Here is a 25320-nt window from a genome sequence, read left to right as displayed (position 1 = left end):
TCTCCAGCAAAGGGTTATGCAGCAGATAACTGAGCCCCTGTGCCGTGAACGCTAATAACCGCTTTTCACGGTGCAGCCACCTGCTGATCATTTATTGATCTGAGTCGTGATCATGTCTCCGTCATAGCGCTACAGTAAACAGGTATCACCTGTGTTTGCAGCCCTTAAAGGAGGCTCCCATGAAAACACGTCATATTGCCCTACCCGTCTTATCCGTCTTTTTTTCCGTATCATTTTTACTGAGCACTGGTGCTCAGGCCGCCGATGTTCCTGCCCGTGGGCCTATGGCCTTCAGCGATTACGACACCGATAAAAACGGCAGTATTTCTGAAGCCGAATTCAATGCCGCCCATGACAAACGCATGCAAAACAACTCTGCCGCCGGTATGCCGATGAAAGGCGCCGCTAACCGCCCCATGTTCAGCCAGTTTGATACCAATAACGACGGTAAGCTGAGCGCCGATGAGCTGAAGAATGGCCAAATGCAGCATCAGCAGGAAATGATGGATATGCGTAAAGATCAAATGATGAATATGCAGAACATGCATAAGAAAAATATGCAGCAGTAGTCCGCAGGCAGGCGGCAGATAAAAGCCGCCTGCTCCGATTAACACAAGACGCGACCAGCGCTTATCCGGCTTATACATAAGCTGAACAGTCAACGGGCAGAAAAAGCGTTACACTGCAGCCATTACCTCAACAGCCGCGACACGCAACAATGCCTCAGCCCCAGAATGGCAATTCCTCCGCAAACCACCAGCCACCACTTTCTGCACATGAGTTACGGCCATCCTTTGTGCGCCTCGACCAGCATATTCCTGACATTCTGATCGACCTGAAATACGCCGGTTACGATAACTTTATTGGTGCTGTGGTGGATGGTTACCAGCAGGCCTGTGCATTGCTCAGCCGTCCGGCGGCAGAAGCTCTGGCCAATGTGGCAGCAGAACTCCGTCAGCAAAACCTGCGCTTAAAAATCTTTGATGCTTATCGTCCGCAACGTGCGGTCGACCATTTTTTACGCTGGGCCAGCCGTGCCGAAGACTTCCGCACCAAAGACCGCTTTTATCCCTCACTGGAAAAACCACAACTGTTTGAACAGGGTTATCTGTTCAGCCACTCCTCGCACTCGCGCGGCAGTACCGCGGACCTGACACTGACCGACAACGACGGTCGGGAGCTGGATATGGGTACCATCTTTGATTTCTTTGGCCCGCAATCCTGGCCGGAGTCGGCGGACGTCAGCCCAGTCCAGCGCGCCAACCGCGATTTACTGCAGAGTGTTATGCGTCGCCACGGTTTTACAGGTGTGCGGGAAGAGTGGTGGCACTTTACTCTTGCCGATGAACCCTACCCCGATCAGTATTTTGATTTTCTGCCAACAGCAGAATACACAGAAGAGTAAACCGCTAAAGACTCCGCACGGCAGCATGGTTTTACTCATATCAGACTAAAACCTGCCGCCTGTTACCGTATTTATACCTAGCGCCCCTTCTTATAAACCCGACTGGCAGCCGCCCGAGCCACGCAGTATGCTGGTCTATTACCATTAATAAAGGTAGGGGTATGTTTTCTTCCGTTTTTTTCCGGCGCTGGCGTGGGCCGCTGATTTTAGGTGCCGACATTCTGCTGTTTGCGCTGTTACTCAAAACCCTGCCCTTTGCTCCGGCGGTGGTCACCGGGCTGAGTATTCTGGTGTTTGTTGCCGTGCTGTGGCTGACCGAAGCCATTCATGTATCGGTAACCGCATTACTGGTACCCATTCTGGCCGTCGGTTTCGGCATTTTTAAAACACCCCAGGCACTGGGTAACTTTGCCGACCCTATTATCTTTTTGTTTCTCGGCGGCTTTGCCCTGGCTTCAGCACTGCATGCTCAGGAACTCGACCGAGCTATCGCCAATAAAGTACTGAATATTGCCCGTGGCCGTCTGGTCATTGCGGTACTGATGATGTTTGCCGTATCGGCCGGCCTGTCGATGTGGGTCAGTAACACAGCAACGGCTGCCATGATGCTGCCGTTGGTGCTGGGTATGCTCAGCCAGCTTGACCGGGAAAAACATCACCGCACCTATGTATTTACCCTGCTCGGCGTTGCCTACTGCGCCAGTATTGGCGGTATTGCCACACTGGTTGGCAGCCCGCCGAATGCCATTGCAGCGGCACAAAATGGCATGACATTTGTGGATTGGATGAAACTGGCGCTGCCGGTTACGCTGGTTCTGCTGCCGGTTGCTGTCGGCGTACTGTACTGGGTACTTAAGCCCGATCTGAACCAACGCTTCAGCGTGCAGAAAAGTACTCTGGTCTGGGATAACAACAAACGTATTACCCTCGCCATTTTTACCCTGACCGTACTGTGCTGGATATTCAGTGCGCCGTTAAACTCCTGGCTTGGTGGCCTTGCCTCGTTTGATAGCGTTATTGGCATCAGCGCAATAATCGCACTCGCAGTCAGCGGCGTTGTAACCTGGAAAGACATTGAAAAAACCACCGACTGGAGTGTGCTGTTATTGTTCGGTGGTGGTCTGTGCCTCAGCGCAATTTTAAAAACCACCGGCACCAGTGAATTTCTGGCGCACAGTATCGGCGATTTTCTTCACTCCGGCGGCACTCTCGTAGCACTGCTGAGTATTGTGACCTTCGTGGTGTTTCTTACCGAGTTTGCCAGCAACACCGCCAGCGCCGCACTGTTAGTACCGGTGTTTGCGGCCATTGCTGACAGTCTGGGTGTATCACCGGTTATTCTGTCGGCACTGATTGCTATCGCCGCATCCTGCGCCTTTATGCTGCCGGTCGCCACGCCGCCCAATGCCATCGTGTTTGGCAGCGGTTATGTGCAGCAAAGCGAAATGATGCGAGCAGGCATCTGGCTGAACCTGGCCTGTATTATTGTACTGACCCTGTTCGCCTGGTTGTTCTGGTAAATACAAGCCCGTAAAAACGTATAAAAAAACGGCTGTCCGCCAAAAGCGTCAGCCGTTTTTTATGCCAGAGAGTATGATCAGGCGTTGGAGGTGTTGTTACCAAAAATCCGCTTTAAGGCCGAGTTAATCCAGCCTTCTTCCCGTTTCAGTACTTTTTTTACCACCGGCACATAATCAACATCTTCGTGGCGGATATGCTGAATAAGCCACGCCATTAATGAAGTACGTACCCGGCGGGCGATACCAAAAGGATCACGACCGCTGGTCAGCTCTTCCTGCATACGGGAAATTTTATCTTCAAAGCGGCGATGCACCATCTGGTGAGCACTCAGCAAAACATAGCCCGCCTGATTCATTAATTGCTCTTCAAAGGCAAAATGGTCAAGGGTGTAGTCGCGCAGGCGCTCCATAACATCAAAGACTTCATCAACATCTTCAGAACCAATAGCATGGGTCAGATCATTGATGTACTGCACAATCTGCCGATGCTGAGCATCAATTACCTCAATTCCCAGATTAAGGTCAGCGGTCCACTCATACATATCCATAGCCGGAACATCCTGTCGCTGTTGTTTTTATTAATAGACTCCGGCGAGTCTAGAGAAATGGCCTGATCAGAAATTGACCTGAATCAATTCACACACACTTTGAATGGTTAAATTCACGCAAAATAAAACGTCCATCACATTTACGATTCCTGCCAATTCCCTGCATGACGCCCCCTTCTCACTGCCCTATGATGCATGCCTGAAAATGGCTTTTCTGCGGAAACACTATGCAGAAAGACCGGCATAAAAATACAACGAGGATACTATGAAAGCCTTCTGGACCCTGTTCACCGCCCTGATGCTTACCTTCGGACTCGCCAGCACCGCAGATGCGGCACGCTTTGGCTCCGGTGGTTTTGGCAAAACCAAATCTGTACCTTTCCAGCAGAAAAAAGCCACCCCGGATCAGACCCAGAAACAGCAGCCAGCCAATAGCGCCCGTCCGGGCAGTGGCCTGGGTAAAGGCCTGCTGGGCGGCCTTCTGGCCGGTGGTCTGTTCGCCTACCTGCTGGGCAGCGGCGCGTTTGAAGGCATTCAGATGATGGATATTCTGCTGCTGGCGCTGGTTGGCTTTGTTCTGTTTAAGCTGTTACGTGGCCGCGCCGCTCAGCACAATGCGCCACAGAGTGCTTATTCCGCTGCCGGTAATGCTACCCAGCAACGTCAGAGCTTCGATATGGGCAACCTGGCCGACAGCGGTGCTGCTCCGGCCTCTGGCAACAGCGCCGCTTTTGCTACCGAAGCCAGCATTGATCTGCCAGCAGGTTTTGATCAGCAAGCCTTTATCGACGGCGCCTTACAGCACTACCGTGAAGTGCAGGAAGCCTGGAATCAGGGCAACCTCGACACCATCGCTGAATACGTCAGCCCGGGCCTGTATGCCGCCCTCGCCAACCAGCGCAACCGCATGATGGTGCCACCACAAACCGAAGTGCTGGATTTAAGCGCCGAAATCGTCGCCGCCGGTCAGGCCGGAGACAACGCCGAAATCAGCCTGCTGTTTAAAGGCCGCGTACGCGACCTGCTGGAAAAATCCGAAGACGGTATTTTTGATATCTGGCATCTGGAGCGCGATCTGAGCAAAGACAACGCGCCATGGTTAATTGTGGGCATTCAGGCCGAATAACCGTCGCGGTTATTTTGCCGGAACACCGGCAAATGCTTTTTAGCATGACAGAAACAGGGCAGCACAATGTGCTGCCCTGTTTTTTATGGCCGCCCGCACAGCGCTACTCAGCAGAGCCTGAACCAGCCCGACTATGGGTAATACGGCATTGCCGCCTTGTGCCAGTTGTAACTGTTTCTATCAATTATTGAATCGCTCCATGAAGTTCAGTACTCTCAGACCTCTGCAGGGATGCCGCCATATCGTACGAACACACCGTCCGGACACACGCCCTCCCCGCTTACAATCCCGAATGATAAAACCACGCGATTCCTGCCCTGCGTATACAAGGACGGGCGGCAGCGTGTCTGGAATACAAGCAGACCAGAACGATTTTCACTGCCAGAAAAGCACTGAAAATCACCAACGCAAAATAATATACAAACAACCAGTATATTTTACTGTTTATGGAATCTGATGCGCGTTTACGCTCCGGCAGAAAAACGCGCATGCGCAGATTGACACCTTCAGTTCAGAAAGAATGGAAGAAAATCAATCACTTAAGATTCTGCGAAAAGTGATAACGCGCAAAGTGTAAAGAGCGCTTGAGGGTAAAAGCGCGCATGTGCGTTTATATCCAGACAAGAAAGAAAATAACGATGATTTTTACAGCCTGGACAATGGGTTAGGCTGGAAATCTGAATAAGGGCTTAGGTGTGTTAATGAGCATGCCTACTAAGAAACTGTTAGGGCTCTATGAGAATCGTGCGAGATACTAGATTGGAAGAGTTCAAAAGAATTGAATATCTTCTTTACGGAAATAACTACGAAGTTTGGTTTAATCTTTATGGTCCTGCCGATCCAGGGGCGGGCCTAATCGATACTCTTAAAATGTTGGTTTCGAAAGACAGCGAAATTTCAGGTGTAGTTCCTTCTACTCCGAAAGAGGCGATGTCTGAAATAATGAATATGGTTTTATATAAAGGTGATACAGGTTCAGGTCCCTTAGAGCTAGAATCCAAAAAGATTGAAATATCCGAATTGATGAGCAGGGTATTTTCAAGTATCGGTATCGAAGATGCAGAAATGGTTGTTGAGTTTGGCTTTAAAAATGGTCATCCTGCTTATCCAGTATTTTGGGATTTTGCGTATGACATCCATTCGAAAGGTCAGCGCTGGATATTTGTTGGTTCAAGCAGTGACTAGCCCTAACAAGTCGTGCCAGTCGGACAGTTTTTTCCGTGGCTTCTTTTGTGTTGGTCGCTACGCTAGCACAAAACGCCACTCCATAAACTGCCACTGCACTCAGCGTTATGCATCAAGGAGAGTTCATGCAATTAGCCAATTTTGAAGAAGACTATTGGCAACTAAGAAACGGCGAAGATGCCCATCGAGAGAATCCAGATACGTTCTGGATTCCAGAGCTCGAGCTGAGAAAGTCTTTAAAAGTTGGTGATGCTGCAAAGGTCATTCTAGAAATTGAGTGTGAAGATGAGGAAGGAAAAATCATCATAGAGGGTGAACGGGGCTATTTAATCGTTTCCGAAGTGGTTGGGGATAAATATATCGGCATCCTCGATTTCCAGCCGCTGTGCATTGAGAAAGACCAAGATGATGTATATCTCTGCTTTGGCGCGGAAATACCGTTTTCCCACGAACACGTAATTGATATTGATCGGCCGCCAGACGACTATATAGAGTGGCAACTTGGGCAAAAACCAGAACGAATTTGGCACAGAAGATAATGCATAACAAAGCAAGGCAACATCGCCCACTCCGTGGGCTGGACCTCCATTCCGCAGCTTCGCTGCTACATTGCGGCCGTTGCTTGCGGCGTTATATGGCAAGCAGATGATCGACGAAAAGTATAAAGTGAGGCGTTATATCGCTGAGTACTCAGAGGAAACAGAAGAGCTTGTTGCTGAACACGAGCTTTTGGATTTTGAGTTGGACGCGTTTAAGAAAGAGTTTGGTGAAACCAACCCTGATCAACCCATGTTTGAGGGCTATCCAGTTCTTGCAGCAAATACGGACTTTCTCAATCCTTTCTTGGTAAAACCAATCAGCTGGGATTTTGATAAAAGTAGCTACTTCGTTGAAGCTCATGCCATATAACAAGCCACTGTAGTCGTGTGCTGCGCACACTGGGACAAATACTCGCAGGCTCCCAGTCGCTGCGCTCCTTAGTTTAGCCTGCGGTATTTGCCCCTAAGTGGGGCGTTACACGTGGTGAGAGATGGAAGAATCAGATAGAAAACTAGCAGAGGATGTATTAAATCGATTAATGCAAGGTAGCGCTGTATCTGGCCTAAGGTTCTTTACACCGCAACTATTATTAGACGGCCCGAAAGATATCCGACAGGAAGCATTTATCAACCTATCTTCAGAGTGGGATATCTATGAAAAAATTCTGCCTGAGTTTCCTGCGACTTTTAAAGAACTCACCCAAGAAGAGGAAGAGTTAGAGATTCATAAATTGAGGGAAGAGGAAGTAGAAAGAATCGAGATACTTTCACCTTGGCCCCATCTTGTTGTCTATTTCAAAAGTGGTCGTGTACTTTATATGAATGGAAAAGACGAGGCATATGAACCATGGACTGCAGGCTTAACTAGCTTTGGAAATGATGCAGATGAGTGGTTGGTTGTAGCGTGTCCTGGCGGTGGTTTAGCGATATGGGCTCCTGAGAATTGGAATGAAACGAAAAACGTGTAACAAGGCGCAGCAACGGACTGTCAAACCTGTCACTTTTTGTGCAGCTTCGCCGCACAAAAACCGCCAGCTTTGCCAGCCGCTGTGCGCGGCGTTAACTGGCCATGAGAAACGAGCCCGACTTGAATAAACGAATAACTGAACTGACCGATAGTGCTACGGACTTATTGGAGGAGTTAGCCTCGCAAACTCAGCCTGCGTCCAATCAACAGGTCAAGGATCTAGATTGGTACGCTTCTGAGTTGGCGAAATTAGCTTACGGAAATAATCGGCCTGAGTATCTAGTGAAGGAGATGCGTTCCCTTATATCTTGGTGCGGCCATATTCACGAGCCGGAAATATATGAAAATTTTGTTGCTTCACTAAGAAATCGCCCATTGGTGACGCCTTCATGGAGCAGCAGTTAACAAGCAAAGGCAAAGCAACACGTACCGCGCGCCTGCTTTGATCGTTATGTGCATACGGGGTATGGAGTCCGCACAATCCATTAGGTTTATAAAAGGAGAATAATTATGTTAACTAGATTTTTGGCAAATTCATTCGCTGGTATTCTTGAGATACTAATGTGGTTGATCGTACTCATGGGAACACTTAGTGCTGTCAGTTCTGAAATTACTGGCAATCCAATTTTTGATGCGGGCATTGGATTTATTTCTTCTCTCATATTTTCAGTAATATTCTTTGGCCCTATCATGCTGATTGTAGATTTAAAGAAAAGCGTTAACAACATTGAAACAATACTCAAAAATAGGAGTTAACATCTTGATTCAGGCATATAACAAATTGCTCAATGTCACCTTAAGCTTTCTCCGGTTTAAAGACACCAAAGCTGAATTAATATCCCCCGCTCCGTTCCCCTTAAAATGAAGTGATCTATGAAATTTTCTGAACCTGAAAAAGAAGCCCTGTTGGCAGTAAAAGGCGTTGGCCCGACCGTGATCAAACGCTTTGAGGAAATTGGTATCAGTTCGCTGGCTGAGCTGGCCGCTTACAACGCAGAAGATATCGCCGAGAGAGTGGCTCAGATGCTGAGAACCACCTGCTGGAAAAACAGCCCACAAGCGAAAGCGGCAATTAATGCCGCGATTGAACGGGCCAAAGCCGGTTTATAAGCGGAAAGTGATGCGATGAAACGTACAACACTGAATATTATTATTTTCCTGTTGGGAGCTACCGCTGGCTTGTTCAGTGCCTGGGTCTGTTCCTATCGCGAAAGTCCGCCTGCAGCAGAACAACAGCCATTACTGGAAAATGTGATGCGCCATGCCAGCACAGAAATTGCCGCAGAGAATTATGCCTGTGAAGGCAGCCCGGTCACCACAGTGGGCGCTGTTATTGCCTCGCTGCTGGAAATGAATAATACAACCAGCAGAAACCGTCTGAGTTACGGTTGTTATAACGAAGTCTGTACGCTATCGGTTTCCGATTGCAAACCCTGGCAGAATCAGGAATGTTCCACCCGATTTTTAAAATTTGAGCGCGATAGCCAACAGCAGATTCTGCCAGACAGTTTCAGTTGCCTTGATATGCCCTGAACTCTCTTTGTTGTTAAAACTCTCTTTGTTGTTAAAACTTCCCCCGGATAATTATGATCAGACCCGCTGCCGGTATCCGTCTGGATACCACAACCTCCCCCGCTACGCTGCCCCCACCCGGCGCAGGCAGCACACAGGCAGCCCGCAGTGATATCGACGCAATACTGACAGTCTGGCTGGATGCGTCCGTTAAAGCCCATGATTTTATTGAGTCATCATTCTGGCAGTCTCAGCTGGATACTATGCGCGATGTGTATTTACCCGACTCCGATGTCTGGGTATTTGAGCTGAACGCACAGGTTGTCGGTTTTTATGCTCTGCATAACAACACGCTGGCCGCCATATTTGTTGCTCCGCAACAGCAGGGTCGGGGCATTGGTAAACAATTATTAAATCACGCCAAACAGCAGCGCAATGAGCTGCATCTTACGGTATATAAAGCCAACGAACCCAGCTGTCGTTTTTACCGGAGTCAGGGCTTTACACTGGTTCGGGAACAAACCGACAGTCATACCGGACACACTGAATTACTGCTGCACTTTACGGCGTAGTCCGCCACACGTAAGCAAAGGAGATGACGATGAAGGATTCAAAGACATTCTGGGATAACAGTGCACAGCGCTATGCCAAAAGCCGGATTCAGGATGAAGCGGCCTACCGTAAGAAGCTGGAAATAACCCAGCACTATCTGCAACCCGATTGGTCAGTACTGGAGTTTGGCTGTGGCACCGGCAGCACCGCGATGGTTCATGCGCCGTATGTTAAAGAGGTTCTGGCAACGGATATTTCCGACAATATGCTGGCCATTGCGGCACAGAAAGCCAAAGATGCTGGTATCGGTAATATCCGTTTTCAGCAGGGAACGCTGGAAAGTATTAATCCACCCGCGGCCAGCTTTGACGCCGTGCTGGGGCTGAATATCCTGCACCTGCTGGAAGATCCGGATTCCGCTATCAGCGCCAGTTATAAGGCGTTAAAACCAGGCGGTGTATTTATTACCAGCACAGCACTGGTGAAGGAAATGAATATCCTCTGGCGTATGCTGATTCCGGTTATGCAGGTGCTGAATCTGGCGCCCTTTGTGAGTCGTTTTAATAAAACGGAGTTAGTGGAAAAACTGACCCGGGCCGGATTCAGTATCGATCATCTCTGGCAACCGGCAGCACAGTCCGTTTTTATTGTTGCCAGAAAATAATCAGAGGTTTTTTCAGGCTTTTTTATCGTCCTGAATCCGGCTGTAACCCAGAATCCAGTAGCTCATCAGCCGGTAGGTAAAATAGCAGACAAAACCGGCAAAAATCGTATCACTTAAAAAGTGTCCGCCCTGCACAATACGCCCTGCACTGACCACAATACCCACGGCCATACCAGCCCAGAACCAGCTGCGACGACGGAAGACCCAGGCAAAAGCCATCAGCCAGAATCCCATCGCCGCATGTCCGCTGACGAAAGATTTACATTTTTTTGCACACTGGTCAGAAATCACAAAGGCCGGAGTAAAACCACTGTGGCCACCAAATTCCTGCACCTGTTTTGGCCGTGCGCGCTCGAAACCTTCTTTAAACACTCCGTGTACCAGAATGCCGGGGCCCGCCAGCAACGACACCAGAATAAATACCCAGGCTTTACGCTGCGCCTGTGCAATACCACCTTTAACAAAGGTCAGTGCAACGGCAATCAGTAATACCGGCACCAGCACATAGGGCACATAACGGAATAACGCATACACAGACTCGCTGACCGGGTGATTGGCCAGCGGCCAGCGGCCTTGTTCTGCGTCGTAAAACCAGCGGCTGACGCTCAGATCAATCTGCGGAAAAATGACAAAAATAGCGGCCAGAAGAATAAATAAAATCCAATCGATGTGCTGTTTTGCAAAAGCCATGTGGGTTAAATCCGCGTTAAACATAAAGAGCGCAAGGATAACGGTTTTAATGCCAACAGCCCAGTGACCGGCTCCTGCCAGGCTTTCTTGCGCGTTCTTCCGGCGCCCTTCTGTTACTTTCGGCTCACCGTTCTCTTCTTATCTTGCTTTCTCAAAAGTATAAATGTTACGTTATAACATATATTAATTGTAATAACTCACGCAACCCAGTACGAGGATTCAATGAACGCTCCTGCGACTTCCCCCGCCCATTCAACTCCGGCGATGGCCGATACCCGCCTGCCGGTTACCGTGCTGTCGGGCTTTCTCGGTGCCGGTAAAACCACCCTGCTCAATCATATTCTGCATAACCGCGATAACCGTCGGGTGGCGGTGATTGTGAATGATATGAGCGAGGTGAATATCGATGCTGCATTCGTAAAAGACGAAGTTGAGCTGAAGCGTGGTGAAGAAAAACTGGTGGAGATGAGCAATGGCTGCATTTGCTGCACCCTGCGCGAAGACCTGTTAATTGAGGTACGCCAACTGGCGGAAGCCGGGCGCTTTGATTACCTGGTGATTGAATCCACCGGCATCGCCGAGCCTCTGCCGGTAGCTGAAACCTTTACCTTCGCCGATGAAGATGGCGTCAGCCTGTCGGATATTGCCCGCCTGGATACTATGGTCACGGTGGTCGATGCGGTGAATTTTCTGCAGGATTTTGACGCCGCCCGTTCATTGCAGGAAAGCGGTGAATCCTTGGGTGAAGACGACCAGCGCAGTGTCAGTGACCTGCTGATTGATCAGATTGAATTCTGCGACAAGCTGCTGATCAGCAAAACCGATCTGGTCAGCGCGGAGCAACTGCAGCGCCTGCAGGCCATTCTGCACAGTCTGAATCCACGCGCTGAACAGATCCCTATGGTTAAAGGCAATGCGCCGCTGGACAAAGTACTGGGCACCGGCAGTTTTGATTTTGATCAGGCCGCTCAGGCACCGGGCTGGCTGCAGGAACTACGCGGCGAGCATAATCCGGAAACAGAAGAATACGGTATCGGCAGTTTTGTTTACCGCGCGCGCAAACCCTTTCACCCGCAAAAATTCTGGGATTTTCTGCATCAGGACTGGCCAGATGGCAAGCTGCTGCGCTCCAAAGGCTATTTCTGGCTGGCCAGCCGCCCGCAATTTGCCGGTCAATGGAGTCAGGCTGGTGGTATCGCCCACCATGGTTTTGCCGGCATGTTCTGGAAAGCCGTACCCGATGAGCGCTGGCCACAGGATGAAGAATCCCTCGCCTATATCCGCGAAAAATGGGTGGAGCCTTTTGGCGATATGCGCCAGGAGCTGGTATTTATCGGGCAAGGGCTGGACGCTGCTGAAGTCACAGCCCAGCTGGATGCCTGCCTGCTGAACGATAAAGAACTGCTGGCCGGGAAAGAGCTCTGGCAACAACTGCCCGACCCATTCCCGGCCTGGGAGTAACCCCGCTCACAACGGCTCAGGCTTACTGCATTTTATACGGAATAATCTGCTCAACCGTCATGCGGTAGGCCGAAGTCGCAACGTCATTTTTATTCACCTCCGTCAGCAGCGTGCCTTCAATCCAGAACGGATCGTAGATGGTTTCCAGCATTACCCCATCGCTGCTTTTGCCCAGAATCAGCTGATTCGGTGGTGGTGGCGGCAGATGAATACAGGCGCCGTAGTAAGGCACCAGAAAGAACTCGGTAACGACCTGCTGGTCATCAAACTCCAGCGGGACTATGTAGCCCGGAATACGGACTTTCTGGCCGTTAAATTCAGCGCGGATATTGGTTGATTGCAACGCCCGGTGCCAGTCAGTCTGCGGCTGATCCGGGTTTTTCCCCGCTTCGCCCTGTCCCAGCGCCGCATCAATCTGATCTTCTTCTGAACCATCGGCAATCGCCGCCAGCTCAGCCGGTGGATTCGACAGCGCCTTAAAATCCTCATCCGGCAGCAAATCGGCAAATTCAATTTCGCGGTAGACCGGGTCTGCAGCCTGCGCGCTTGTAAAACAAACGGCATAGCCGAGTACCAGCAGCCAGAAGCCAGCAGTCCGGCGACTGCCCGACAGCAGAGAACGAAAAACAGCCATCTCAGGGTTTCCTATTCTTAAAGTTATAATATAACATATCATTTCTTTGGCGCGCCGCACCTTGCCAAGCCAGGCAGCGCCAACGTTACTGACACAAGACGCAGACTATAAGGAATTCAGCATGAACCTACGAGCACAACCCCAGGTACGCTTCCGTCACCGCCATTTGCTTAAGCCGGTAACGACCACCGCCTTAACCACCTTGCTGGCCCTGACCCTGAGCGCCTGTGGTGGCGACAGCAGCAGTGACAGCAGTGATAACGATCATAACCATGATCACGCCGAAGGTGGTCGTTTGATTTACTCTCTGTCCGGCTCTGCTGACACCCTGAAAATGTTTGATCAGACGGTTACAAGCGAGCAGTTCACCTCCACCACCGTAGCCACAGGTGCCGATGCTCAGCTGGTTCTGTCTAACGATGGTGTCACCCTCGCCATGCTGAATGGCAGTGATCTGAGCATTGTCAGTTCGGGTCTGGAGCATATGCACGGTGAAGATGCTCACGCTCATGCTGTTGCAACATTAACCGCAGCCCATATTGCCGATGTCGCTCAGGTCGTCGCCACGACGGATCATTTCTCTGTGCTGAAAAATGATGGCAGCGGCCTGCTGCTGGAAGCCGCCGATGGCGAAGTCGTTAGCGGGCTGAATTTACCCAACAACCTTGTCTACCCGGCTCTGGCTTTACAGGGCGGTCAGTTCATGACCTTTACGGCTAACGCTGTAACCCCGGCCAATACCGACATCACCGTGGTTAATGCTGACGGCACAACCGGTACCGATGGTCTGATTTGGGTACGCCCGCACGACGGTGGCTACTTTGCAGAATCCATGACCTGCGCCGATGGCGTAGAACAAACTGCTCAGACTGAAAACTTCACGCTTATTTTATGCGGTGATGGCACCTTGCGCTGGCTGATCAGCGGCTATGTAACCATTGACGGCCATCCGCAAGGCGCCGGTGAAACCCTCCATGTCACCCAGCGCTACCCTGCCACCGAAACCCGCCGTGAAGGTGCTGTCGGTGAAGTCACAACAGGCAGTACCGGCTTTATCGAAAACATTACCGGGTTAACCAAAACGAACCATGAACACAGTGTTATTGCTGCCTGGTCTGCCGATCAGCTGTGGCTGGTCAATGCGCACAACGATCATCCACACCGTGGCGATTTAGTGTCCGTTACCGGTGAAAACTTCGGTGACATTATCGCGGTGACAACAACAACCGAAGACGATGCCATCGCTCTTCTGAGTAACAGCGGCAAGCTGGCCGTGAGCCGCTTTGATGTCGATGAGAGCAGTAATCCGGTAGCCAGCGGAGAAACTGCACGGGAGCAACTGGGAGCTGCTGCAGCAATCTGGAACACAGCTAATGCTCAGCTGCTGGCCGGTGCTTTTGAGTTTCTGGTTGTAAACAGTGCAACAGGCACACTGTACGAAGTCGATACCCATAGTGCTGAAGACGATTATCACCTGCACTCAACGACTGCCAACAGCAACCTGAACAATGCCTTCAGTGCTGTATTCGCTCATGCAGCAGAGGAAGAGCACGCGGATGATGATCACGATCATTAATTGCTCTGCGTAACCTCTGCTCAGATAACCGGGCCAGCATCTGCTGGCCCTTACGTTTCAGGTTCTTTTTTATGCCTCGTCTGTTTCTCGTTATTACAAGTCTTACTTCCGCTTGCCTGTCCGTTGAGGCACTCGCTCATTCCGCTGAACTTGATACCGTCGTTGTCAGCAGTGCCGGACAGAATTCAATCTATGATGTTGCCCAACCTGCGACCGTTCTCAATAAGGACGCGATCAACGACAACCCGGGTGACACCCTCGGTACATTACTCGACAGCACCCCAGGTATTGCCAACGCCTCGTTTGGGCCCGGCGTTGGCAGGCCGGTTATTCGCGGTATGAGCGGCAGCCGGGTAAAAATCCTGCAGAATGGCAGTGACAGTGCCGACTTATCCGCCATGAGCTCTGACCACTCACCCATGGCAGAAGCCAGCTCCGCAGAACAGATTGAAGTGATCTACGGCCCGGCCACCCTGATGTACGGTGGTGGCGCCATTGGCGGCGTGGTTAACCTGATTGACCGCCGCATCCATGAACAACCAGGCTCAGGCCTGAGCGGCGGACTGAATATTAAAGGCAGCAGCAACGACAGCGGTTACAGCACTGATGGCTTAATGGATACAAGCAGCGGCAACTGGACACTGCACCTTGATGGATTTCAGCGTAAGGCCGGTGATTACCATAGCGGCGAGCGCGGCGACATTCCCGCTGCCAGTAACCGTGGCCGCATTGCTAACAGCGACAGCGAAGGCTCAGGTGGTGCTGTTGCGCTGAGCTGGGCCGACGGTAAACGGGGCTTTATCGGTGGCAGCATCAGCACTCTGGAATATGACTACGGCGTGCCCAATACCGATGGCGAGGCTTTCCGGGTTAAGCCCACGCAAGTCCGTTATGACCTGAAAGGTGCCTGGCGTCCTGACCCGTCCGGCGCTTTCAGCTGGCTGGATGAATGGCGCACCGAGCTGTCATTCAACGATTATGAACACGCAGAAACCGGGGCCCGGAATGATATTCCCGGTGCTGCCACTGTGGATATCGGCCTGTTTGAGCAGGAAAGCCGGGAGCTGCAAAGCCGTATACGCCATGCGGCATTCGGCCAGTGGCAGGGAACCTTTGGCCTGCAAATGAAATATCAGAAACTGGCCTTATGCCATAATCACAGCGGCTGCAGCGGCATCCCTTCGTTTGCGGCAACCGTCTGGGACGGAGAAACCGGCTTCAACCTGTTAAACCGTGAACGTGGCGGCTTTCTGCATTCCCACTCAACGCCAATGCCCCTGAACGAAACCAGGCAAACCGGTGTGTTTCTGGTTGAACAACGAGATTGGGCACAGGGCACGCTGGAACTTGGGGCACGCCTTGATTCTGTCAGTATCAGCTCAGACCCGGACCCGATTGACCCCAACTATCGCCAGCAACGCAGCTACTACAACGACAAAAATTTCAATCCGGCGACATTGTCGGCAGCAGGCACCTGGGTGCTGGATGAGCAACAGCGTCTGGGACTGAATCTGGCACGGGTACAGCGCGCACCGGATGCCGCCGAGCTGTTCTGGAATGGTGATCATCATGCAACCTTCTCGTTCCAGCTCGATAATCCCGACCTGAGCGTGGAAACCGCCTGGACAGTGGATATTAACTGGCTGCGTGAAAGCGAACATGACCGCGTAAAAATCGCCCTGTTCCACTACCGTTTCCAGGATTACATCTACAACGAGCTGAAAGATTTTACCGACCCCTTCCACGATAATCATGTGTATCGCCATGAGCAGGACGATGCCCGTTTTCTCGGTGCGGAGTTCAGCTGGCAGCACAACATTGACGAACTCTGGCATCTGGATATCAATGCCGACGTAGTTCAGGCGCGTCTGCGTAACGGTGATCATCTGCCACGTACGCCACCGGCCAGTGCCCTGTTTGCCATCAACCGGGAAAGCGGGCATCTGCTGATGCGTCTGGAAGGACAGGCAACAGCCAGCCAGAAGCGCACCGCTGCCAACGAAGACCCCAGCGACGGCCATACGCTTCTGAACGCCAGCCTCAGTTATCGCCAATTGTTAGCGCACAGCGAATTGCTCTGGCGCCTCGCCGCCAGTAACCTGACCGACCAATACGCCGTTAATCATGTGTCCTACCTGAAACATGCTGCGCCGCTTGCCGGACGCAATGTGCAGTTAGGGCTGAACTGGAGCTTCTGATCAGCATGCACAACCCCGGTCTTTCTGCGGATCAACCAGTACAACAACCAGCAGCCGCACAGCCGGTGCTGGAAATCCGCCATCTGCTGCACGCCTGGCCGGACGCACAATCCGGACAGGCGGAAACGCTGCTGGATATCCGCCATTTTCAATTACAGGCCCGCGAGCGCTGTTTTCTGCATGGCCCGTCGGGCAGCGGTAAATCGACCCTGCTGAATATTATTGCCGGCTTATGTCAGCCCAGTACCGGAGAGGTATGGCTGGCCGGTAAATCGCTGTGGCAACTGAGCGCACGTCAGCGCGACCACCTGCGTGCCAGCAAAACCGGAGTGATCAGCCAGACCTTTAACCTGCTGCCCTATCTGACGGTGAGCGAAAACCTGCAGCTGATGCAGAATTTTGCCGGGCAACACAATGACCGTGACTGGCAGAACTATCTGCTGCAACAGCTGAACCTGAGCGCTCAGACAAACCAGACCGTGGCGCGGCTGAGCGTTGGCCAGCAACAGCGCGCTGCTATTGCCCGCGCACTGGTACACCGTCCGGCGCTGATCATCGCCGACGAGCCGACTTCGGCACTGGATAACGACAACAAAGAGGCCTTTATGCGCCTGCTGCTGCAGGAGTGTTCCGCCAGCGGTGCCAGCCTGTTACTGGTCAGCCACGACCTCAGCCTGCAGCCGCATTTTGACCGGGTGCTGGATATCGCCAGCTGCAAACCCGGTTACCGCGCAACACAGGAATCAGATAAGGAGCCACTGCCATGCTGATGCGTCTGGCCGTTAAAAGTCTGCTGCAGCGTAAACTGGCGGTCGCGCTGATTGTGCTGGCGATGAGCCTGAGTCTCGCCACCCTGTTACTGACGCGCAGCTTAAGCAGCGAGTTACGCAGCAGTTTCAGCAACAGCATCAGCGGCACCGACCTGATTGTGGCCGCCCGCAGCCATCCGCTGCAGGTGTTGCTGTATTCGGTATTCCGCATGGGCACGCCGACTCAGGCGATGTCGGCAGAGCGCTGGCATGAAATCGGACAACGGCCGCAAACCGCCTGGACCTTTCCCATCGTGCTCGGCGACTCCCATCAGGGCTATGCGGTGATCGGCACCAACGACGATTACTTCCGCCACTTCCGTTATGGCCGCCAGCAGGCGCTGCAATTAAGCAGCGCCCTGCCGGCGATCAATCTGCAGCAACCGCACTTTGCCGCACCGCTGCAGGTGTTTATTGGTGCCACCGTGGCACGCGAGCGTGGCTATCAAACCGGCGATCATCTGCACCTCAGCCATGGCAGCCACGGCCACAGCTTTATGCAACACAAAGAGGTGGATTTTGTGGTTGCCGGTATCCTGCAGCTAACCGGCACGCCGGTTGACCGCTCGCTGCATGTGCATCTGCAGACACTGGAAGCGCTGCACGATCTGCAACAGGCCGGGCGTCTGGCAACGGCCGACTGGCAGGATCTGCCTGAGGCTGATGCGATCTCGGCCCTCTTTGTTGGGCTGACCTCACGGCCGCTGTTATTTCAGCTGCAGAACGTTTTAAACCAGCCCCATCAGGAACCGTTAACCGCGGTGATTCCCGGCGTCGCCCTGAGCGAATTCTGGCAATTGCTGGGTAATGCCGAACAACTGCTGCAGGCACTGAGCCTGCTGATGTTAATCACCAGTCTGCTCGGCTCGGTGGCCATGCTGCAGGTCACCGTGGCCGGACGGCGTCAGGAAATTGCCCTGCTGCGTATTATTGGCGCCCGCCCGCTGTACCTCTTTGTGCTGCTGGAAACCGAGGTATTACTGCTGACGCTGCTCAGCTGGTTGCTGGCCCTGAGCATGGCCGCGGCTACTCAGTGGCTGGCACAGCCGCTACTGGCCGAACATTACGGCCTGCTCATTGAACCACTGCTCAACCTGCAGGACGTCTGGCTCTACGCTGCGCTCAGTCTGGGCCTGGCACTGCTCGCCGGCCTGTTACCGGCGCTGTCGGCCTACCGCTTGTCGTTAACGACTCAGCATTAAACCGCGAGCATTAAACCACGAGCATTAAAACCGGCAGCATCAGCAAACTGGCCACTTCAGAGTGGTCAGTAAAGACAAGTGACTGACCGGCGCGAACCGGCAACGCCGCACTCAGGCTCCTACACTGAGGGATCAGCACAGGAGCTTATAATGACAATCAAACTTCCTTTCCCTGCTTTGCGCTTGCGCAAACCCCTTGGCCAGCAATGCCTCAACGCCGGACTGCTGCTCAGCGCCGGTCTGTTACTGAGCGCCTGCGGTCAGTCCGATAACCAGATCAGCATCAGCAGCGACGAACGCGCAGCTACCGCCACCACCATTGCGACCAACCGCAAGGTGGCAGAGCAACTGAATCTGAATGATCAGCAGGATTTTAACGATGCCCGCCGTGGCCTGATTGCCAGCCCGGAAAACCTGCAGGTTACTTCGCTGGCCGACACGGCGACAAAGGTCTGGGATATGCCCGCCTACGGTTTTGTCCAGGGCGATGCGCCCGACAGCGTCAACCCCAGCCTGTGGCGTCAGGCGCAGCTGAATAATATTCATGGTTTATTTGAAGTAACGCCGGGCATTTATCAGCTGCGTGGCTTCGATTTATCCAATATGACACTGATTAAAGGTGACAGTGGCTGGATTGTAATCGACCCGATCACCGCTAAAGAAACTGCACGCACCGCCTTTAATTTTGCCATGCAACAACTGGCAGAACGTTACCCGGGTAAACAGAATATCAGCGCCATTTTATTCACCCACAGCCATATCGATCACTTTGGTGGCGTGCTCGGCATTATCAGCCAGCAGGAAATAGAGCAGGGTAATATTCCGGTGATTGCACCGGCCGGATTTATGGAAGAGGCCACCAGCGAAAATATTATTGCCGGTACCGCCATGAGTCGCCGTGCGGTGTATATGTACGGTAAAAATCTGGCCCGCGATGAATTTGGCCATGTGGATTCCGGCTTAGGTAAAAGCCCGGCCTTTGGTGAATTCAGTATTATAGAACCCAATCAGCTGGTCAGTGAAACCCCGACCGAGCTGACCATTGACGGTGTTCAGTTTCAGTTCCAGTACACGCCGGAATCCGAAGCACCGGCCGAGTTCACCTTTTATTTACCGCAATATAAAGCCTTCTGCGGTGGCGAAGTGGTATCGCGCAATATGCACAACCTCTATACCCTGCGTGGTGCCAAGGTACGCGATGCACTGAAATGGAGTGCCTATATTGAAGAAGCACGTAACCTGTTTGCCGATGCCGATATTTATTTTGCCAGCCATCACTGGCCGATGTGGGGCAAAGAGCGGATTCAGACCTTCCTGAAACAACAGCGCGATACCTATAAATTTATTCACGACCAGACCGTGCGCCGTATGAACCAGGGCATGACACCGGGTGAAATTGCCGAAGATCTGGTCCTGCCCGATTCTCTCGCCCAGGCCTTTTCCAGCCGGGGTTATTACGGCACGGTAAAACACAATGCACGTGCGGTTTACCAGGGCTATTTAGGCTGGTACGACGCCAACCCGGCCCACCTTGATCCGCTGCCCGATCCGCAACGGGCCGCCGGTTATGTTGCTCTTGCCGGTGGCGCCGGTGCCCTGCTGGAAAAAGCACAAAGTGCGTTTGATGCCGGTAATTACCGCTGGAGCGCCGAGCTGCTCAACCATCTGGTATTTGCTGAACCGGAAAACCGGGCCGCGCGTAAACTGCTGGCACGTAATTATGATCAGCTGGGTTATCAGGCCGAATCCGGTCCGTGGCGTGATGTGTATTTAACCGCGGCACTGGAATTACGTACCGGCACACCAGAAACCGGCATTAATATCGCCACCATGAAAGATATGCTGCTGCAGACACCGGTGGCCAACTTCTTCGATACTCTGGCTGTACGCTTAAAAGCCGAAGATGCCGCCGATAAAAACTGGCGCATTAAAATTAATTTCACAGATCTGAATGAAAGCCATCTGCTGTGGGTTGAAAATGCCGTACTGCATCATCATCAGCTGAGCAAAGACACGCCGCTGGAAGGCGAAATCAACGCCACCCTGAACCTGACTCACCCGCTGTTTATCAGCATGCTGATTGGTGAGGCTGGCTTAAAAGACACTCTGTTCTCCGATGACCTGAGCATTGATGGCAGCAAGATTGATCTGGTGCGTTTTTTCAGTCTGTTTGAAAAGCCTGCAACATCGTTTGCGATTGTGTTGCCGGATTAAATTTTCTTCTCGTTCCCATGCTCTGCTCTTCTCGTTCCCATGCTTCGCATGGGAATGCCCAGCGAGGGAACACCCCGCTCCGTGGAAATGCAACGGTACCGGCAAAGGCTACCACGCAGAGCGTGGGAGCCAGATGGCAAGAGACTCTCTGTTTCTTCTCATTCTTCTCGTTCCCATGCTCCGCGTGGGAACGCCCAGCGAGGGAACACCCCACTCCGTGGGGAATGCAACAGTACCGGTAAGGGCTACCACGCAGAGCGTGGGAGGCAGATGAAGCCCTGTAGAAAGAGATTCCTGCGGGGCATTTTTTACGCTCCGGCGCTTTTCTTTTCCTTACGGTATTGCCCCGGCGTCTGCTCAAACCAGCGCTGAAACGCGCGGTTAAAATTACTGCTGTCACTGAAGCCCAGCCGTAACGCGATATCCGTTACCGGCACCGCTGTCTGTAGCAGGTAATGTACCGCCATTTCACGCCGAACCTCTTCCAGTACCTGACGGAAACTGGTGCCTTCCTGTTGCAGATAACGCCGCAGTGTCCGTTCGCTCAGATTAAATACCTGTGCGGTATCGGCCAGCGTCGGTTCGCCCTGTTCCAGCACCGCCTGAATGCTGTTTTTTATCCGCTCGTGCCAGTTAAGGGCATTCATTTTTTGCAGGTATTGTTCAACCAGTGCTTCGTTGGCGGCAGCCAGTTGTGAATCACCAGGCAATGCCATTTTTATCAGCTGAGCACGCTCAAACCACAGGCAGTTGGTGGCCTGCTGAAAATTGACCGGGCACTGAAAAAACGTACTCCAGCGCTCGCCGCCTGTTGCGGGTAAAGACCGCATTAATTCAACATTCTGAACCAGCAGATTCTGTCCGGTTAATTGCCGGGCAAAGGTAACGATGGTGGCAAAAAAACCGTCAACGGCGAGGGCGCTGATCGGCACTCCAGCCAGAGGATCGATTGCAAAACCGATACGGTGTGGCTGATGAATAACGCGGATATTAACGGTGTTCGAAATCATGGCGTGATAGCGCCCGATTTTTTCGATCACCTGCTGCATATTCTGGCAACTGATCATCAGCAGACCGAGGGCACGGAAATGCATCGGCTGCACATAACGTGAAACTTCCAGGCCAAAAGCCGGATTCGCAGTAATCTGTTCCACCCGGTCCCAGAATGCAGTCATGGTGGCAATGGCAACACGGCTGTCGGGATGCTGCTCCAGCTCCTGCAGGTTAAGGCCGACGTCCTGCAGCAAAGGCACAGGGTCGCGACCGGATTCCTGCAGGGCTTTGCAGATGGCCAGCGCCCAGGCGGCAATAGTGGAATAAGAAGGCTGATTCATGGCGAACCTGTATTGGGGCCTGTTAATACGCAGTGATCAGCCGGACGACATAACTCCGGCCAGAAAAGACTGCGCAGCGGCCAATACCGTCTGGCTGTCTTCCAGTTGAGGATAATGACCAATACCCGGCAATTGCACAATGTTTTCCCCGCTCACCAGTTCACGGTAACGGGCTACCATATGCGCACCGGAAATAGGATCAGCAGAGCCATTAATCAGCGCCAGAGGTACGCTGGTGTTCTGCAAGGCACCAACCCAACGCTCACGGAATTGCCGCCGCTCACTCATATACCGAATCAGTTTATGAAAAACCCGCAGCCCCTGTTGCTGTGAAATCAATGTCCAGAAGCCCTGCAGTTCTTCATCGCTGAGTGGTTTCGCACAGATATGGGCAAAGGTTTTCTGCAGTTTTTTATAAGAATACAAACGGGCAAACAGTGGTCCCAGTGGACTGATCAGTAATTTCTGTACCAGCACCGGTTTGTGGGTTTCGGGAAACAGCCCGCCATTTAATAAAATACAGGCGCTTATGCTGCTTTTTTTGCTGCCGTTACTGGTGCCATGCTGATCAAGATCACGGGCCAGTAATTCCTGTGCCACGGTATCGCCATAATCGTGTGCCAGAATGCTGTATTGCTGAATATTCAGATGTTGAAGCAGGGCCTGCTGTAAATCCGCCTGAAAGGCGATACGGTAATCGCCATTCTGCGGTTTGGCACTGAAACCAAAACCAAGCATATCCATCGTAATAACAAAATAGTTCTCGCTCAGCGCCTGCCACTGGTAACGCCAATCCCAGGAAGCAGTAGGAAAACCATGAATCAGCAGCAATGCCGGTTTTTTTTCATCGCCGGCGGTGCAGTAGAAAATATCCTGACCCAGTAAGGAAATACGTTTCCCCTGCTGTTGCCACTGGTTTAACGACGGTGCGTTGGCGCTCATAAAAACCCTTTTTTATTCTTATAAAAACAGAGCAGAGCTTAATTTCAGCTCTGCTCTTTGTTTCAGGGCCTGTTAACACCAATTAAACAGACCCTGGCAATAACCTTTCAGCGCACAGGTTTACTGCGCACAATATTACTGCGCATAAGGTGCCTGAATACGCTCCAGTTTACGCAATAATCCGGGCCACGCCAGTTTGCCACCGGCATTGCGGGTTACCTGCTGTGCTGCTTGTTTAATACCGGCCACAATGGCATCCGGTACCATAATTAATTCGCTGCCACCGGACTGCGCCAGTAACTGCACTTCGCAGGCACGCTGCAGAATAAACATATTCAGGAAGGCATCGGCAACGTTATCGGCACAGGTCAGTAAACCGTGATTACGCAGAATCATAAACTGGGTTTCACCCAGATCCGCTACTAAGCGGACTTTTTCTTCCGGGTTTAATGCCACGCCTTCATAAGCGTGATAGCTCAGGCCAGACAACGGAAACAGCGATTGCTGGGAGATTGCCAGCAGGCCGTCTTTCTGTGCCGAAACCGCCACACCTTCTTTGGTGTGTAAATGGATCACGCACTTAGCATCATCACGGGCTTCATGTACCGCACTGTGAATGGTGAAACCGGCCGGGTTAATTTCATATTCCGACGGCATCACTTTATTGCCCTGCAGATCCACCTTAACCAGACTGGACGCCGATACTTCGTCAAACATCATTCCGTAAGGGTTAATCAAAAAATGATGCTCCGGACCGGGAACACGGGCAGAGATATGGGTAAAAATCAGATCGTCCCAGCCATAATGGGCGACCAGGTTATAACAGGCGGCCAGATCAACCCGCATCTGCCATTCTTCGGCGGATACCTGTTCACGGACGCTGACGGCGTTTTGCTTGGTCATCTTAAACTCCTCTGGTTATTATTCTCACCAGCAACATACCCCGCCTGAGCGGCAAACTCTGTAAATTTTTGGACAATCCTGTGCCTGACAATCCGCCGTTATCCGCACCCGCCGAACCCTCCGTACAGCAGCGTCTGCAACTGCTGCGGCAAAGCTGGCTGGCCGAATTGCCGGACGCGGAGCTGGAACAACTGGCCCGTGCCAGTACCATTCTGCGTCTGAGCACAGGCCAGCAGGTACATGCCCGTGGCGATCTGGCGAAAGGCTATATGGGGGTTATCAGCGGGCGGCTGGGCGTCAGCACCCTGACCGATGACGGTAAAGTGCTGACACTGGCCTATTTTTTACCCGGCGACTGGTTCGGAGAAATTTCCCTGATCGATGGACTGCCACGCACCCACGACACCAGTGCGATGGAAGACAGCGAATTATTGCTGATCGCCGCAACGGATTTTCAGTCGTTGCTGCAGCGTTATCCGCAATTATGGCCGACGCTGGCAAAACACTTATGCCAGCGTTTGCGCCTTTTGATGGATGCGGTGGAAGAAGCCACCCTGCTGCCAATGCCGGCGCGGCTGGCGCGTAAATTATTGCAGTTACACCGTATGGATACCCGCCATTCGATGTCGCAGCAGGCGCTGGCAGAAATGATGGGTGTGTCGCGGCAGTCAGTCGCGCGGGTGCTGGCTCACTGGGTAAGCGCAGGCTGGATCAGCACACACTATAACCGCATTGATATTCTCGACAGCGGCGCTCTGGAGACAATTGCCGGCCCGGCTGGCGTACCGCGCTGAGCGGACGGTCAGCGCTGCTGTTCTGAGTGCGGAGCGGAATGAGGATGGGTATCTGATAACACCAGCGTTGGCTGGCGCAGAATATAAATACTGACCAGCGCACCGATGGCAGGCAGAATAATTTTAACCGGCAGGCGATCCACCAGCACAAAAGCCGTCAGCAGCATGGTGCTCCACATCAGCAACAGCGTATAGATTTTGGCGCGCAGCGGAATACCTTTACCATCAAGGTAATAAATCACATAACGGCCCAGCTTCGGATGCCGGATCAGCCATAAGTAAAAACGTGGTGATGTGCGCAGAAAACAGGCGGCGGCCAACAACAGGAAAGGCGTTGTCGGCAACAACGGCAGAAAAATCCCCAACACTCCCAGCAATACACTGAGCCAACCGCAGCCAAGCACCAGCGCCCGCAGCAGCGGCTGACGTATCGCTTTTTTTTCTGCCAGCTGCGAATGCAGTTCTGTATCCGCGTCTGTCAGAGTGGCATCCGCTGTGTGCACGGATGGCTGCGGTTTATCCTGCATGCTTTTCCTGTGTCAGTT

The 25320-nt window shown here is 52.3% G+C and carries 27 protein-coding genes; 20 read left to right on the top strand and 7 right to left on the bottom strand.

Annotated elements, in window-relative coordinates; genetic code table 11:
• Nucleotides 1–179 precede the first annotated feature (179 nt).
• The 3 genes from HUF18_RS06745 to HUF18_RS06735 all read left to right on the top strand — a co-directional run bounded on the left by HUF18_RS06745 (nucleotide 180) and on the right by HUF18_RS06735 (nucleotide 2925).
• Nucleotides 180–569 carry an EF-hand domain-containing protein gene (locus HUF18_RS06745; protein ID WP_225691606.1) on the top strand — a complete coding sequence of 130 codons (390 nt, stop codon included), beginning with the start codon at nucleotides 180–182 and terminating at the stop codon, nucleotides 567–569.
• Between the two features lie 149 nt (nucleotides 570–718).
• The gene (locus HUF18_RS06740; protein ID WP_225691605.1) at nucleotides 719–1405 is read left to right on the top strand and encodes a M15 family metallopeptidase; all 687 of its coding nucleotides are present in this window, start codon (nucleotides 719–721) and stop codon (nucleotides 1403–1405) included.
• 161 nt (nucleotides 1406–1566) lie between these two features.
• Nucleotides 1567–2925, top strand: a complete 1359-nt coding sequence (locus tag HUF18_RS06735; protein ID WP_145469275.1) for an SLC13 family permease — start codon at nucleotides 1567–1569, stop codon at nucleotides 2923–2925.
• A 77-nt stretch (nucleotides 2926–3002) separates the two neighbouring features.
• Here the strand turns inward: HUF18_RS06735 and HUF18_RS06730 are convergent, their stop codons facing one another.
• Complete coding sequence (locus HUF18_RS06730; RefSeq protein WP_145469274.1) at nucleotides 3003–3473, bottom strand: bacteriohemerythrin; 471 nt, start codon at nucleotides 3471–3473, stop codon at nucleotides 3003–3005.
• Nucleotides 3474–3738: 265 nt separating this feature from the next.
• On the opposite strand from HUF18_RS06730, the gene HUF18_RS06725 reads away from it, so the two are divergent.
• The 10 genes from HUF18_RS06725 to HUF18_RS06680 all read left to right on the top strand — a co-directional run bounded on the left by HUF18_RS06725 (nucleotide 3739) and on the right by HUF18_RS06680 (nucleotide 10018).
• Nucleotides 3739–4599, top strand: a complete 861-nt coding sequence (locus HUF18_RS06725) for a Tim44 domain-containing protein (protein ID WP_225691604.1) — start codon at nucleotides 3739–3741, stop codon at nucleotides 4597–4599.
• Nucleotides 4600–5358: 759 nt separating this feature from the next.
• Nucleotides 5359–5784: a hypothetical protein gene (locus HUF18_RS06720; RefSeq protein WP_225691603.1), complete on the top strand. Its 426-nt coding sequence runs from the start codon at nucleotides 5359–5361 to the stop codon at nucleotides 5782–5784.
• 125 nt (nucleotides 5785–5909) lie between these two features.
• On the top strand, nucleotides 5910–6323 hold the full coding sequence (locus tag HUF18_RS06715; protein ID WP_225691602.1) for a hypothetical protein: 414 nt from the start codon (nucleotides 5910–5912) through the stop codon (nucleotides 6321–6323).
• Nucleotides 6324–6429: 106 nt separating this feature from the next.
• Nucleotides 6430–6693, top strand: a complete 264-nt coding sequence (locus HUF18_RS06710; protein WP_225691601.1) for a DUF7683 domain-containing protein — start codon at nucleotides 6430–6432, stop codon at nucleotides 6691–6693.
• A gap of 121 nt (nucleotides 6694–6814) precedes the next feature.
• The gene (locus HUF18_RS06705) at nucleotides 6815–7291 is read left to right on the top strand and encodes a hypothetical protein (protein ID WP_225691600.1); all 477 of its coding nucleotides are present in this window, start codon (nucleotides 6815–6817) and stop codon (nucleotides 7289–7291) included.
• A gap of 509 nt (nucleotides 7292–7800) precedes the next feature.
• Nucleotides 7801–8046: a hypothetical protein gene (locus HUF18_RS06700; protein ID WP_225691599.1), complete on the top strand. Its 246-nt coding sequence runs from the start codon at nucleotides 7801–7803 to the stop codon at nucleotides 8044–8046.
• Nucleotides 8047–8163: 117 nt separating this feature from the next.
• Complete coding sequence (locus HUF18_RS06695) at nucleotides 8164–8400, top strand: helix-hairpin-helix domain-containing protein (protein WP_225691598.1); 237 nt, start codon at nucleotides 8164–8166, stop codon at nucleotides 8398–8400.
• Between the two features lie 15 nt (nucleotides 8401–8415).
• Nucleotides 8416–8823, top strand: a complete 408-nt coding sequence (locus HUF18_RS06690) for a hypothetical protein (protein ID WP_225691597.1) — start codon at nucleotides 8416–8418, stop codon at nucleotides 8821–8823.
• A gap of 53 nt (nucleotides 8824–8876) precedes the next feature.
• Nucleotides 8877–9374, top strand: coding sequence for an N-acetyltransferase (locus tag HUF18_RS06685; protein WP_225691596.1), 498 nt, complete (start codon nucleotides 8877–8879; stop codon nucleotides 9372–9374).
• A gap of 29 nt (nucleotides 9375–9403) precedes the next feature.
• On the top strand, nucleotides 9404–10018 hold the full coding sequence (locus HUF18_RS06680; RefSeq protein WP_225691595.1) for a class I SAM-dependent methyltransferase: 615 nt from the start codon (nucleotides 9404–9406) through the stop codon (nucleotides 10016–10018).
• A gap of 12 nt (nucleotides 10019–10030) precedes the next feature.
• On the opposite strand, the gene HUF18_RS06675 is transcribed toward HUF18_RS06680, so the two are convergent.
• Nucleotides 10031–10708: a phosphatase PAP2 family protein gene (locus HUF18_RS06675; RefSeq protein WP_186435928.1), complete on the bottom strand. Its 678-nt coding sequence runs from the start codon at nucleotides 10706–10708 to the stop codon at nucleotides 10031–10033.
• Nucleotides 10709–10930: 222 nt separating this feature from the next.
• On the opposite strand from HUF18_RS06675, the gene zigA reads away from it, so the two are divergent.
• Nucleotides 10931–12169, top strand: coding sequence for a zinc metallochaperone GTPase ZigA (gene zigA, locus HUF18_RS06670; protein WP_274704260.1), 1239 nt, complete (start codon nucleotides 10931–10933; stop codon nucleotides 12167–12169).
• Between the two features lie 22 nt (nucleotides 12170–12191).
• On the opposite strand, the gene HUF18_RS06665 is transcribed toward zigA, so the two are convergent.
• On the bottom strand, nucleotides 12192–12803 hold the full coding sequence (locus HUF18_RS06665; RefSeq protein ID WP_145469262.1) for a DUF3299 domain-containing protein: 612 nt from the start codon (nucleotides 12801–12803) through the stop codon (nucleotides 12192–12194).
• Between the two features lie 121 nt (nucleotides 12804–12924).
• Here HUF18_RS06665 and HUF18_RS06660 point away from each other — a divergent pair, with 121 nt between their 5' ends.
• From HUF18_RS06660 to HUF18_RS06640, 5 genes are all read left to right on the top strand, one after another.
• A complete protein-coding gene (locus tag HUF18_RS06660) occupies nucleotides 12925–14379 on the top strand; it encodes a hypothetical protein (RefSeq protein ID WP_225691594.1) in 1455 nt (484 codons plus the stop codon).
• A 71-nt stretch (nucleotides 14380–14450) separates the two neighbouring features.
• On the top strand, nucleotides 14451–16577 hold the full coding sequence (locus HUF18_RS06655) for a TonB-dependent receptor (protein WP_225691593.1): 2127 nt from the start codon (nucleotides 14451–14453) through the stop codon (nucleotides 16575–16577).
• A 5-nt stretch (nucleotides 16578–16582) separates the two neighbouring features.
• Nucleotides 16583–17347 (top strand): ABC transporter ATP-binding protein, encoded by a 765-nt coding sequence (locus HUF18_RS06650; RefSeq protein WP_225691592.1) that lies wholly within the window; start codon nucleotides 16583–16585, stop codon nucleotides 17345–17347.
• A complete protein-coding gene (locus HUF18_RS06645; RefSeq protein ID WP_225691591.1) occupies nucleotides 17341–18588 on the top strand; it encodes an FtsX-like permease family protein in 1248 nt (415 codons plus the stop codon). Before HUF18_RS06650 ends, HUF18_RS06645 begins: the two co-directional genes overlap by 7 nt.
• Before the next feature lie 150 nt (nucleotides 18589–18738).
• Nucleotides 18739–20802 carry an alkyl/aryl-sulfatase gene (locus tag HUF18_RS06640; RefSeq protein WP_225691590.1) on the top strand — a complete coding sequence of 688 codons (2064 nt, stop codon included), beginning with the start codon at nucleotides 18739–18741 and terminating at the stop codon, nucleotides 20800–20802.
• Nucleotides 20803–21110: 308 nt separating this feature from the next.
• Here HUF18_RS06640 and HUF18_RS06635 read toward each other — a convergent pair whose 3' ends face one another.
• The 3 genes from HUF18_RS06635 to HUF18_RS06625 all read right to left on the bottom strand — a co-directional run bounded on the left by HUF18_RS06635 (nucleotide 21111) and on the right by HUF18_RS06625 (nucleotide 23981).
• Nucleotides 21111–22136, bottom strand: coding sequence for an AraC family transcriptional regulator (locus tag HUF18_RS06635; protein WP_225691589.1), 1026 nt, complete (start codon nucleotides 22134–22136; stop codon nucleotides 21111–21113).
• A 36-nt stretch (nucleotides 22137–22172) separates the two neighbouring features.
• Nucleotides 22173–23078, bottom strand: a complete 906-nt coding sequence (locus HUF18_RS06630; protein ID WP_225691588.1) for an alpha/beta fold hydrolase — start codon at nucleotides 23076–23078, stop codon at nucleotides 22173–22175.
• Nucleotides 23079–23213: 135 nt separating this feature from the next.
• Nucleotides 23214–23981, bottom strand: coding sequence for a class II aldolase/adducin family protein (locus tag HUF18_RS06625; RefSeq protein WP_225691587.1), 768 nt, complete (start codon nucleotides 23979–23981; stop codon nucleotides 23214–23216).
• A gap of 80 nt (nucleotides 23982–24061) precedes the next feature.
• Between HUF18_RS06625 and HUF18_RS06620 the strand changes: the two genes are divergently transcribed.
• Nucleotides 24062–24775 carry a Crp/Fnr family transcriptional regulator gene (locus tag HUF18_RS06620; RefSeq protein WP_145469253.1) on the top strand — a complete coding sequence of 238 codons (714 nt, stop codon included), beginning with the start codon at nucleotides 24062–24064 and terminating at the stop codon, nucleotides 24773–24775.
• Between the two features lie 8 nt (nucleotides 24776–24783).
• On the opposite strand, the gene HUF18_RS06615 is transcribed toward HUF18_RS06620, so the two are convergent.
• Nucleotides 24784–25302, bottom strand: coding sequence for a YbaN family protein (locus HUF18_RS06615; protein ID WP_225691586.1), 519 nt, complete (start codon nucleotides 25300–25302; stop codon nucleotides 24784–24786).
• Between the last annotated feature and the right edge of the window lie 18 nt (nucleotides 25303–25320).

The organism is Thalassolituus sp. ST750PaO-4 (assembly GCF_020320405.1).
GTDB classification, from domain to species: Bacteria; Pseudomonadota; Gammaproteobacteria; order Pseudomonadales; family Oceanobacteraceae; genus Venatoribacter; species Venatoribacter alkanivorans.
This window is presented reverse-complemented; position numbering and strand designations above follow the sequence as displayed.

What these genes read in the sequence shown, in the direction of transcription:
- HUF18_RS06630 (WP_225691588.1), bottom strand. Translation starts at nt 23,078, where the DNA reads ATGAGCGCCAACGCACCGTCGTTAAACCAGTGGCAACAGCAGGGGAAA.
- HUF18_RS06690 (WP_225691597.1), top strand. Translation starts at nt 8,416, where the DNA reads ATGAAACGTACAACACTGAATATTATTATTTTCCTGTTGGGAGCTACC.
- HUF18_RS06675 (WP_186435928.1), bottom strand. Translation starts at nt 10,708, where the DNA reads ATGGCTTTTGCAAAACAGCACATCGATTGGATTTTATTTATTCTTCTG.
- HUF18_RS06655 (WP_225691593.1), top strand. Translation starts at nt 14,451, where the DNA reads ATGCCTCGTCTGTTTCTCGTTATTACAAGTCTTACTTCCGCTTGCCTG.
- HUF18_RS06635 (WP_225691589.1), bottom strand. Translation starts at nt 22,136, where the DNA reads ATGAATCAGCCTTCTTATTCCACTATTGCCGCCTGGGCGCTGGCCATC.
- HUF18_RS06700 (WP_225691599.1), top strand. Translation starts at nt 7,801, where the DNA reads ATGTTAACTAGATTTTTGGCAAATTCATTCGCTGGTATTCTTGAGATA.
- HUF18_RS06730 (WP_145469274.1), bottom strand. Translation starts at nt 3,473, where the DNA reads ATGGATATGTATGAGTGGACCGCTGACCTTAATCTGGGAATTGAGGTA.
- HUF18_RS06625 (WP_225691587.1), bottom strand. Translation starts at nt 23,981, where the DNA reads ATGACCAAGCAAAACGCCGTCAGCGTCCGTGAACAGGTATCCGCCGAA.
- HUF18_RS06650 (WP_225691592.1), top strand. Translation starts at nt 16,583, where the DNA reads ATGCACAACCCCGGTCTTTCTGCGGATCAACCAGTACAACAACCAGCA.
- HUF18_RS06615 (WP_225691586.1), bottom strand. Translation starts at nt 25,302, where the DNA reads ATGCAGGATAAACCGCAGCCATCCGTGCACACAGCGGATGCCACTCTG.
- HUF18_RS06715 (WP_225691602.1), top strand. Translation starts at nt 5,910, where the DNA reads ATGCAATTAGCCAATTTTGAAGAAGACTATTGGCAACTAAGAAACGGC.
- HUF18_RS06640 (WP_225691590.1), top strand. Translation starts at nt 18,739, where the DNA reads ATGACAATCAAACTTCCTTTCCCTGCTTTGCGCTTGCGCAAACCCCTT.
- HUF18_RS06740 (WP_225691605.1), top strand. Translation starts at nt 719, where the DNA reads ATGCCTCAGCCCCAGAATGGCAATTCCTCCGCAAACCACCAGCCACCA.
- HUF18_RS06645 (WP_225691591.1), top strand. Translation starts at nt 17,341, where the DNA reads ATGCTGATGCGTCTGGCCGTTAAAAGTCTGCTGCAGCGTAAACTGGCG.
- HUF18_RS06745 (WP_225691606.1), top strand. Translation starts at nt 180, where the DNA reads ATGAAAACACGTCATATTGCCCTACCCGTCTTATCCGTCTTTTTTTCC.
- HUF18_RS06725 (WP_225691604.1), top strand. Translation starts at nt 3,739, where the DNA reads ATGAAAGCCTTCTGGACCCTGTTCACCGCCCTGATGCTTACCTTCGGA.
- HUF18_RS06710 (WP_225691601.1), top strand. Translation starts at nt 6,430, where the DNA reads ATGATCGACGAAAAGTATAAAGTGAGGCGTTATATCGCTGAGTACTCA.
- HUF18_RS06695 (WP_225691598.1), top strand. Translation starts at nt 8,164, where the DNA reads ATGAAATTTTCTGAACCTGAAAAAGAAGCCCTGTTGGCAGTAAAAGGC.
- HUF18_RS06735 (WP_145469275.1), top strand. Translation starts at nt 1,567, where the DNA reads ATGTTTTCTTCCGTTTTTTTCCGGCGCTGGCGTGGGCCGCTGATTTTA.
- zigA (WP_274704260.1), top strand. Translation starts at nt 10,931, where the DNA reads ATGAACGCTCCTGCGACTTCCCCCGCCCATTCAACTCCGGCGATGGCC.
- HUF18_RS06680 (WP_225691595.1), top strand. Translation starts at nt 9,404, where the DNA reads ATGAAGGATTCAAAGACATTCTGGGATAACAGTGCACAGCGCTATGCC.
- HUF18_RS06685 (WP_225691596.1), top strand. Translation starts at nt 8,877, where the DNA reads ATGATCAGACCCGCTGCCGGTATCCGTCTGGATACCACAACCTCCCCC.
- HUF18_RS06665 (WP_145469262.1), bottom strand. Translation starts at nt 12,803, where the DNA reads ATGGCTGTTTTTCGTTCTCTGCTGTCGGGCAGTCGCCGGACTGCTGGC.
- HUF18_RS06705 (WP_225691600.1), top strand. Translation starts at nt 6,815, where the DNA reads ATGGAAGAATCAGATAGAAAACTAGCAGAGGATGTATTAAATCGATTA.
- HUF18_RS06660 (WP_225691594.1), top strand. Translation starts at nt 12,925, where the DNA reads ATGAACCTACGAGCACAACCCCAGGTACGCTTCCGTCACCGCCATTTG.